Here is a 7,839-nt window from a genome sequence, read left to right as displayed (position 1 = left end):
GCCTGTCGGTCACCGACATCGACGAACTGTCGGCGACCCAGGTCGGCGCCCTGGCGGCGGCCCAGGTCAGCGCCCTGGCGGCCACCCAGGTGCAGGAGCTGTCGACCACCCAGATCGGCGGTCTCTCGGCCACCCAGATCGGGGCGATCTCGTCCACCAACTTCAACCTGCTGAACGCCACCCAGATCGGCGCCCTGACCGAAACCCAGGTCAAGGGCCTGACGACGGGCCAGCTGGCCGGCCTCAGCACCGCCAACATCGCGGCCCTTGCGGCCACCCAGGTGGGGGCGCTGAGCTGGAACCAGATCGGCGGTTTCACGGCCACCGGCCTGTCGAACCTGGACGCCACCCAGATGGGCGCGCTGAGCACGACCCAGATCAAGGGTCTGACGGCGACACAGCTGAAGGGCCTGTCGGCCACCGATATGGGCGAGTTGGCGGCCACCCAGATCAGCGCGCTTTCGGCTCTGCAGATCGGCGCGCTGTCGGCGGCCAACGTCTCGGCGCTTGATGCGACCCAGATGGGGGCGCTGACGGAGACCCAGATCAAGGGCCTGACCGCATCGCAGATTTCGGGCTTGAACACGACCGACATCGGCGAGCTGGCCAACACCCAGATCTCGGCGATGGCCAACAGCCAGCTCGCGGCCTTGAGCACGACCAACCTGTCGGCCCTGACCGCCACGCAGATGGGCGCGATCACGACCAGCCAGATCAAGGGTCTGACCCTCGACCAGGTGAAGGGCCTGTCGACGACCGATATCGGCGAACTGTCCGACACCCAGGTCGGCGCGCTGGCGAACACGCAGGTCGGCGCCCTGTCGGCGACCCAGGCCCAGCAACTGGCCACGACCCAGCTGGCGGCCCTGAGCAGCGCGCAGCTGGGCGCCCTGACGTCCACGGCGTTCTCGACGCTGGACGCGACCCAGGTCGGGGCGCTGACCAGCACCCAGGTGAAGGGCCTGACGGCCACGCAGCTGGGCGGTCTGAACACCACCGACATCGGTCAGTTCGTCGACACCCAGATCGCCGCTCTGAGCATCCTGCAACTGGCGGCGCTGTCAGCGGCCAACATCTCGGCGCTTGACGCCACCCAGAGCGCGGCGCTGTCCGCGACCCAAGTGAAGGGCCTGACGACGACGCAGCTCAAGGGCCTGTCCTCGACCGACGTGAGCGACCTGGCGGACACCCAGCTGTCGGCGCTGACCAGCACCCAACTCGGCGCCCTGTCGACGACGGTGATCGACAGCCTGACGACGACCCAGATCGGCCAGCTGCAGTCCACGCAGCTGAGCGGCCTGACGACGACGCAGCTGGATTATCTGTCCACCACGAACATCTCGCAGCTGACGTCCACCCAGGCGAACGCCCTGACGCAGACCCAGGTTCAGAGCCTGAACGACGCCCAGATCGCGTCCTATCTGACCGTGATCTGATCCGGGCGCCGCTCACGCTCAAGCGCGTGGGCGGCGATCGCTTTCGGTCATTGGTCGAGCCGCGAACCGCATGCCATGATCGCGTCCAGCCGACTCGCGCGCGGCGTTCGCTCGCGCCTGTCCGTCGCTTATCGGTATCAGGAAGACTATGGCCGACCTCGACACGCTGGACATGCTCAGCAAGCTGACCGCCGAGGGCTGTTCGCTCGGCGACGCGATCACCATCGCCGCGGAGCTCTCACAGGCGGGCAAGCCCGCGGTGGCCGATCAGGTCTACAAGATCTGGGCGCGCTTCAACCCAGAGCATCCCCAACTGTGCGTGGCGCTGTTCAACCGGTCGGTCCTCCAGTCGGCGCTGGGCGACAACGCCGGCGCGGCGGCCTCGTTGGAGCAGGCGTTGGCCCGCAATCCCGATTTCATGCCGGCCTATGTGAACCTGGGTGGTCTGCAGGAGCGGGCAGGGCTCCATGAATTGGCGGTCGCCACCTGGGAGGCGGGCGCCAACCGCCCCGCCCAGATAAACGGCATGGCGGCCAACTACGTCTTTACATGCCTGAAGCAGATCGCCCGGCTGCTTGGAGACATCCACCAGCCTGCCCGCGCCGAAATGGCCCTTCAGCGCGCCGCGGATCTCGACCCGGCCGCCATGGACGTGATCGGACAGCTGGTCGCGACACGCCTGTCGCAGTGCAAGTGGCCGGCCCTGGTTCCGTCCGAGCGCCTGAGCCGCGAGACCCTGCTCAGGGGCGTGAACCCGCTCTCGATCGCCGCCTATACCGACGATCCGCTGCTGCTGCTGGCCGCGGCCAGCGCGTTCATCGCGCGCGAGGCCAAGACGACGCCGGACCAGGTGCGCGCCGACCGCCGCGACGCGCCGATCGACCTGACCGGCCGACGCCCGAGGATCGGCTATATCTCGTCCGACCTGCGCGACCATGCCGTCGGCTATCTGATGGCCGAGCTGTTCGAGGTGCACGACCGGGAGAAGGTCGAGGTCTTCGCGTATTATTGCGGTCCGGAGTCCAGCGACGGCCTCAACACCCGCATCCGCGCCGCCGCGGAGCATTTCATCGACATTCGTCCGATGACGGATGATGAGGCCGCCCAGCGCATCGTCGACGACGGCATCGATATCCTGGTCGACGTCAACGGCCACACGCGCGACGCCCGGACCGCCGTCTTCGCCCGCCGCCCGGCGCCCGTCCTGGTCAACTGGCTGGGCTATCCGGGCACGATGGGTAGCGACTACCACCACTACATCATCGCCGACCCGTGGATCATCCCGGAGGAGATGGAGCGCTACTACTCCGAGGCCGTGCGCCGGATCCCCTGCTACCAACCCAACGATCGTCGTCGGAAAGTGCAGGCGGAATGTCCGACCCGCGCCGAGGCCGGCCTGCCCGAGGACGCCTTCGTCTTCTGCTGCTTCAACGGCACGCAGAAGATCACGCCGCACGTCTTCGACCGCTGGATGGAGATTCTGCGGCGTACGCCGGGCAGCGTGCTTTGGCTGCTGGACAGCAACCCGGAAGCCAATGCTCGCCTGCGGGATTCCGCCGAAGCCCAAGGTGTTGATCGCACGCGCCTGATCTTCGCCCCAAAGCTGCAGAACGCCTACCATCTGGCCCGCTACCGCCTGGCCGACCTGTTTCTGGATACCACGCCCTACGGCGCCCACACGACGGCCTCCGACGCCCTGTGGATGGCGGTGCCGGTCCTGACCTGGTCGGGCCGCAGCTTCGCCTCGCGCGTCTGTGGGAGCCTGGTGCGCAGCGCTGGCACGCCGGAACTAGTGGTCGACACGGGGGCCGCCTATGTCGAGAAGGCGGTCGAACTCGGGGCCGATCGCGAGAAGGCAAAGGCCCTGCGCGCCACGCTGGAGGCCAATCGCGACACCTGCGTGCTGTTCGATATGGATCTGCTGGCGACCAGCCTGGAGACGCTCTACGGCGAGATGATCGCCGAGCATCAGGCCGGCCAGCGCCCCAGTCCAGACCTGACCAACCTGGACGTCTATCTGAGCGTGGGCCTGGAGCTGGACGAGGACAGGCGCGAGATGCAGGCGGTCGAGGACTACGAAGGCCTCTATCGCGCCGCCCTCGCGCGACGCCATCTGGTCAGGGCTGTGCCCGTCGACAACCGGGTCTGGACGCTCGACGCGCGCCAGACGACCGTCTGACAAAGCCATGCGCGTCCTTCCGCCTATCTACCCGTGGAGCGCCTTCGACAGTCGGCGCTGGATGGAGGCCCATCGGTCGCCGATCATCCCGCGGGTTCCTCCAGCGAAGAACCTCACCGTGCACGCCGAGTCCGAGGAGATGCGGAACCGGCTGATGTCGGAATTCGACCACGTCTACTTCGATCGGGTCGGACGGCTGGAGGGTGAGTTCGTCAGCAACGACACCGGCCTGCTTCTGCTTGACCGCGCCGGCGCTTGCCTGCAGGCCAATTTCCCGCCCGGCAGCTCGATGGCGGCGACCATGCCGTTCAGCGAGGCCAATCAGCCGGGCCTGTGGGACCACGCCCAATCGCTGCGGGAGGGTTGGGACGAGCTGCCGCTGATCGAGAACGCGGCCGTCTTCAGCCACATCTACTATAGCAACTACTACCACTTCTGCTTCGAGTTCATGCAGAAGTTCCGGCTGATCGAACCGTTCGACATCAAGGTCGTGATCATGCCCGCGCCGATCTATCGGCAGGGGGTGTTCCGCGAAATGATCTCCCGCGTGCTGGGCGATCGTCTCCTATTGCCGGCGAACGAGTTGGTGCGACTGAAGAATCCGATGTTGGCCGACGGCTGGCAGTCCGAGGAGAGCCTGCGTTGGCTCAGGGAGTTCGTGGGCAAGACCCTGCCGGCCCAGGGGCGTCGCTACTATGTCCGCCGCAACCCGCCCAAGGGCCGCAACGGCAACAACATCGCCGAGACCGAAGCCTTCCTGGCCTTCCTCGAGCGGCACGACTTCACGACGATCGACTTCGGTAACGGAGAACTTTCGCTGGCGGAGCAGATTGACAAGCTACAGGGCGCGTCGTTCGTCCTGGCCGCGCATGGGGCGGGGCTGACGAACCTGTCGTACCTGGAAGGCCCGGCCCGGGTCATCGAGGTCTTCGGTCGCTCGGTGATCTCCACTTCGTTCATCCGCATCTCGGACGCCCTGGGTCTGGACCACCACGCGATCATCGCGGAGACGCTGGACGAGCGCGGCGATATCGTCGTCGACTGCGACCTGCTGGAAAGCTTGATGGACTAGGGCGGTTTCGGCCCAGCATCAGGTGGTCGATGGTTATGTTCCGACCCGCGCCTTCATCAGCACCGCGCCGCCGCTTTCGGCCCAGAGCTCCGCGCCGCCATCGATAAGACGACCGCGGGCGGCGATAGCCTCGCCGGCGAAGGCGGGCTTCAGGGCGCGGAACGAGAAACGCTCCGGCCGCCGTTCGGGCATGGCCTCCAGCAACAACAGCGCGATCAGCGGACCGTGGACGACCAGGCCGGGATAGCCCTCGACCGCCGTCGCATAGTTCTGGTCGTAGTGGATGCGGTGGCTGTTCGAGGTGGCCGCCGAGAAGGCGAACAGCAGGGGCGGATCGGTCGCGATCTCGCGGCTCCAGTCGGCTGGCGGCGGAGGCTCGGTCTCGGGTGTCCGTGGCGCGGGCGGGGCGGCGGTGTAGACGATCGTCTGGCGCTCGCGAACGCGCACCGCGCCCGCCTGGGCGAACGTCCGGTCCACCGTCACGAAGGTCAAGGTTCCACTCGCGCCGGCCTTGGCCTCGATGGCGGCGATGGTCTCGACCAAGTCGGTCTCATGGCCGGGGAGCAGCGGGCCGGGGAAGCTCATGTCCGCCGCCGCGAACATCCGTCGAGGGGCCTGGATCGGCGGCAGGAAGAGACCGCGCCTCGGATGTCCGTCAGCGCCGAGCTCGGATCGCCGAACCGGCTCGGCCAGGCAGGCCCAATGCCAGGCCGGCGGAACCTCGGCGGGCGGTTCGGGTCGATCCAGCACCGCCGCGAGCCGGGCCAGGTCAGAGGCCTCCAACACCGCCGTCCGTCGCCGCTGGCGGCCGATCCAGTCGGCGAAATCGCTCATCAGTATGATCGCGGCAGACCGAGCACGTGCTCGGCGACATAGGCCAGGATCAGGTTCGTCGAGATCGGCGCCACTTGGTAGAGGCGCGTCTCGCGGAACTTGCGCTCGACGTCGTATTCCTCGGCGAAACCGAAGCCGCCGTGAGTCTGCAGGCACATGTCGGCGGCGGCCCAGGAGGCCTCCGAGGCCAGCATCTTGCCGATATTGGCCTGTTCGCCGCAGGGCTGGCCCGCGTCATAGCGGGCGGCGGCGTCATAGATCGTCAGGCGGGCGGCGTGAGCCTGGGCGTAGGCGCGGGCGATCGGGAACTGCACGCCCTGGTTCTGGCCGATCGGGCGGCCGAAGACGACGCGGCTATTGGCGTAGTCGCGCGCCTTGCCAATCAGCCAGGCCGCATCGCCCAGGCACTCGGCCCCGATCAGGATCCGCTCGGCGTTCATGCCGTCCAGGATGTAGCGGAAGCCCTTGCCTTCCTCGCCGATCAGGCTGTCCGCGGGGATGACCAGATTGTCGAAGAAGATCTCGGTGGTGGCGTGGTTCAGCATGGTGGCGATCGGCTTGATCGTCAGGCCGTTCCCCTTGGCCGCGCGCATGTCGACCAGGAAGACCGACAGGCCGTCGGCCTTGCGCGCGACCTGGTCCTTGGGCGTGGTGCGGGCGAGCAGGACCATCAGGTCGGAATGCTCGGCCCGGCTGGTCCACACCTTCTGGCCGTTAATGACGTAGGTATCGCCCTCGCGCCGGGCGAAGGTCGAGATCGAGGTGGTGTCGGTGCCGGCCGTCGGCTCCGTCACGCCGAACGCCTGCAGCCGGATCGAGCCGTCGGCGATCCTGGGCAGCCAGGTTTCCTTCTGGGCCTTGGAGCCGTGCCGCAGGACCGTGCCCATGGTGTACATCTGGGCGTGCAGGGCCGCGGCGTTGCCGCCGCTGGCGTGGACCTCCTCCAGGATCGCCGCCGCCGCCGTGAGGCCAAGACCGCCGCCGCCGTACTCTTCCGGGATCAGGACGCCCAGCAGGCCCGCCTTGGTCATGGCGGCCACGAAGTCGCTCGGATAAGCCTTCTCGCGATCCAGGCCCCGCCAGTAGGCTGGCGGGAAATCTCGGCAAAGGGCCCGAACCGTCTGGCGGAGGGCTTCGATCAGTTCGGGGTCGGCGACGGTGGACATGACGCCAGCTTCGAGCCTGGCGGAGGCCTCGTCCAGCTTCCCGTTAAGTCAGTGTGCGCATCGGTGGGCTCCGCCCGAAGGCATGGAAGACGTTTTGCCGCGCGTTGGCGCAACGGCTCTCCATTGACGCTCCCCCGGCGGGCCAACACCCTCACGCTACAAGCCAAGATTCGCTGGCGCAGGAAGATCCCCATGCCGTACTCGGATACCGTCTTCGACCGCCACGTCGAGGCTCTCATCGGGCGGATGAAGCCCGCCAGCGTCCTCGATATCGGTCCGGGCGCCGGCAAGTACGGCCGGATGATCCAGTCGCTTCGGGCGGAAGGCGTTCCGATCGGTCACCTCGCCGCCATCGAGATCGACAACAGCTATATCGAGCAGTTCGGCCTACGCGAGGTTTACGACGTCATCCAGCTGGGCGACGCGACGACCTTGCCGGACATCGGTCCCGACGCATCCTGGGACCTCGTGATCCTCGGGGACGTGCTGGAGCACTTCCGCAAGTCGCGCGGCGTCGACCTGATCGACTACCTCTACTATCGCACCAAATATCTGCTGCTGTTGATCCCCATCGACTACGTCCAGGGCGCGTGGGAGGGGCACCACGCCGAGGCGCATATCTCGACCTGGATCCCCGAGGATTTCGCCCGCTACAAGGCCCGCTGCGTGACGTCCAACGCCGGCTCCGGATGCGAGATCATGCTTGTGCTCATCAACGGTCTCCAGGCGAGGGGCGAGAACGATCTGATCTTCGCGGACGCCGATGTGGAGATAGCCGAGACCGAGGTCGCCTCGACCTAGAGCGCGTTAGGTTTAAGTGCGAGCGGTCAAACCGCTCGAACGCGCTCCAAGTATAAGATCTAGAGCCTGTTTATCTGGTTTAGATGATCCATCTAAACCAGATAAACAGGCTCTAGTCTGGGCGCGGGTCAAGCCAGCGTCGCGAGGTCGCGAAACGGCTCGCGGCCGCTTGCGCGGCCCCGTCTAACCTATTGATTTTAGAAGGAATGGTGGGTGTAGTAGGATTCGAACCTACGACCCGCTGATTAAGAGTCAGCTGCTCTACCAACTGAGCTATACACCCATTCGCGGTTCCGAAGCACTTGCGAGCCCCGGCGGCGAGGCGCGGAACATACGCAATGATTTTAGCAG

Annotated in this window: 5 protein-coding genes, 1 tRNA gene and 1 pseudogene; 4 read left to right on the top strand and 3 right to left on the bottom strand. The window is 66.6% G+C overall.

Translation table 11 applies throughout. The features are described 5' to 3' along the window. The 3 genes and pseudogenes from VJ655_RS02055 to VJ655_RS02045 all read left to right on the top strand — a co-directional run. Positions 1-1,436, top strand: a pseudogene (locus tag VJ655_RS02055) (ice nucleation protein); the annotation flags it as partial. A gap of 148 nt (positions 1,437-1,584) precedes the next feature. Continuing rightward, positions 1,585-3,615: an N-acetylglucosamine transferase gene (locus VJ655_RS02050; protein ID WP_324097735.1), complete on the top strand. Its 2,031-nt coding sequence runs from the start codon at positions 1,585-1,587 to the stop codon at positions 3,613-3,615. Between the two features lie 118 nt (positions 3,616-3,733). Then, the gene (locus VJ655_RS02045; RefSeq protein ID WP_324097733.1) at positions 3,734-4,687 is read left to right on the top strand and encodes a glycosyltransferase family 61 protein; all 954 of its coding nucleotides are present in this window, start codon (positions 3,734-3,736) and stop codon (positions 4,685-4,687) included. Positions 4,688-4,720: 33 nt separating this feature from the next. On the opposite strand, the gene VJ655_RS02040 is transcribed toward VJ655_RS02045, so the two are convergent. Next, positions 4,721-5,521, bottom strand: coding sequence for a hypothetical protein (locus tag VJ655_RS02040; protein WP_324097731.1), 801 nt, complete (start codon positions 5,519-5,521; stop codon positions 4,721-4,723). Then, a complete protein-coding gene (locus VJ655_RS02035; protein ID WP_324097729.1) occupies positions 5,521-6,687 on the bottom strand; it encodes an acyl-CoA dehydrogenase family protein in 1,167 nt (388 codons plus the stop codon). The genes VJ655_RS02040 and VJ655_RS02035 overlap by 1 nt, the downstream gene beginning before the upstream one ends. Positions 6,688-6,879: 192 nt before the next feature. Between VJ655_RS02035 and VJ655_RS02030 the strand changes: the two genes are divergently transcribed. Then, positions 6,880-7,488, top strand: a complete 609-nt coding sequence (locus VJ655_RS02030) for a class I SAM-dependent methyltransferase (protein ID WP_324097727.1) — start codon at positions 6,880-6,882, stop codon at positions 7,486-7,488. A 207-nt stretch (positions 7,489-7,695) separates the two neighbouring features. On the opposite strand, the gene VJ655_RS02025 is transcribed toward VJ655_RS02030, so the two are convergent. After that, positions 7,696-7,771, bottom strand: a tRNA-Lys gene (locus VJ655_RS02025). Between the last annotated feature and the right edge of the window lie 68 nt (positions 7,772-7,839).

The sequence above is a fragment of the Caulobacter sp. genome (assembly GCF_035254145.1).
Taxonomy (GTDB): domain Bacteria; phylum Pseudomonadota; class Alphaproteobacteria; order Caulobacterales; family Caulobacteraceae; genus Caulobacter.
The sequence above is the reverse complement of the archived record's forward strand: the minus strand, read 5'-3'. Positions and strand labels throughout refer to the sequence as shown.

What these genes read in the sequence shown, in the direction of transcription:
- VJ655_RS02050 (WP_324097735.1), top strand. Translation starts at nt 1,585, where the DNA reads ATGGCCGACCTCGACACGCTGGACATGCTCAGCAAGCTGACCGCCGAG.
- VJ655_RS02040 (WP_324097731.1), bottom strand. Translation starts at nt 5,521, where the DNA reads ATGAGCGATTTCGCCGACTGGATCGGCCGCCAGCGGCGACGGACGGCG.
- VJ655_RS02035 (WP_324097729.1), bottom strand. Translation starts at nt 6,687, where the DNA reads ATGTCCACCGTCGCCGACCCCGAACTGATCGAAGCCCTCCGCCAGACG.
- VJ655_RS02030 (WP_324097727.1), top strand. Translation starts at nt 6,880, where the DNA reads ATGCCGTACTCGGATACCGTCTTCGACCGCCACGTCGAGGCTCTCATC.